Origin of the sequence: Shewanella sp. SG41-4 (assembly GCF_014164505.1) — a bacterium.
GTDB lineage: Bacteria > Pseudomonadota > Gammaproteobacteria > Enterobacterales > Shewanellaceae > Shewanella.
In genome coordinates this window covers 1-1,173 of record NZ_JACJFI010000641.1, presented here as the reverse complement: position 1 = coordinate 1,173, position 1,173 = coordinate 1, and the positions used below count along the sequence as shown (strand labels likewise).

The following is a 1,173-nucleotide window of genomic DNA, read 5'->3' as shown; positions in this document are numbered from 1 at the left end:
CAAGAAATATTCGTAGACTCGACCAACAACATCTTGGTGCGGATTTGCTAACGTGTCGATGTTGTTAATCACATCAATCAGCGCAGATAGCTTGCTGACATCTAACCCAAGACGAGAGAAGTAGTTATCTGGCAATGCACCTTGTAATGCTTTGTTAGTTTTCTCGATAGTGCTCAGAGCGGTATCAATTTTCAGCGCAATATCTTCTTGTTTAGCGTTCTGCTGAACAAAGCTCCAACGGCTTTCAGGTGGTAAATAGAATACGTTATCTTTGGTATAGGCAGGTACCATATCAATATGCTTTTCAAGCCCTGCATCAATCAGCTTTTGACGCTGCTTTTCAAAAGTATCACTGATGAATTTTAAGAAAATCAGGCTCAATACAATGTGTTTGTATTCTGACGATTCAACACTACCACGCAGCTTGTTAGCTGCATCCCAAAGTGTTTCTTCAAATGATTTATCTTTTTTATTTGCAGTTGATGTCTTAGTTGCCATAAGCTTTTTTATATCCCTATTGGGGGAGGTTACGCTCCCTGTAATAATTTCATATTAAACGAGTTATTATTAAAATGTCAGTAATAACTCGTTGTTATTCAACGATTGTGATGTTTAATTTACAACCAACTTTCATTTAGCTGTTTAACATCTGATTTTAGGCCTTCAATCTGCTGAAAAATATTAATAACTTTTTGACGAACCTCACTAATTTCATCTAACTTTTCAGCGGGATACAGTGGTACATCAAGGGTGTTTAAATCTTTCGCTGATAGCATCAACGCACTGGTGCCAGTGGCTAATTCAACTAGTAATTGTTGGCCATATTTAGACGTCAAATATTGATAAAGTGCTTCTGCGGTTATTTCTTTCACATAAGGCTTAACGCGTAATATAGAAAATGCCTGGCTAGCAATGGCATTATCGCCAATATTGCCATCAGCGAAACCAATTTTACCTACAGCACCTTTACATACAACAAGTACATCATTCGCTTTAATGGCTTGCTTATTTGCCTTACTAATATCATTCTGACTGACACAGATTTGCTTACCTTCGCCGCTAACGAAGCCAACATCATCAAGGTTAGATAAGTTGAACTCGTAAAAATTTTCAACACCATCCTCAACATGTTTAACAGCCTGAGGCCTTATAATATCAACTAAATCTTCTAGC

Annotated in this window: 2 protein-coding genes; both read right to left on the bottom strand. The window is 37.4% G+C overall.

Going from position 1 to position 1,173, the window contains the following annotated elements; translation table 11 throughout:
- Window positions 1-498, bottom strand: a 498-nt coding sequence (locus H5202_RS22920) for a type I restriction-modification system subunit M N-terminal domain-containing protein (protein WP_182774043.1), incomplete at its 3' end; no start/stop codon positions are given.
- A 119-nt stretch (window positions 499-617) separates the two neighbouring features.
- On the bottom strand, window positions 618-1,173 hold a 556-nt coding region (locus H5202_RS22915), incomplete at its 5' end, for a restriction endonuclease subunit S (protein WP_182774042.1).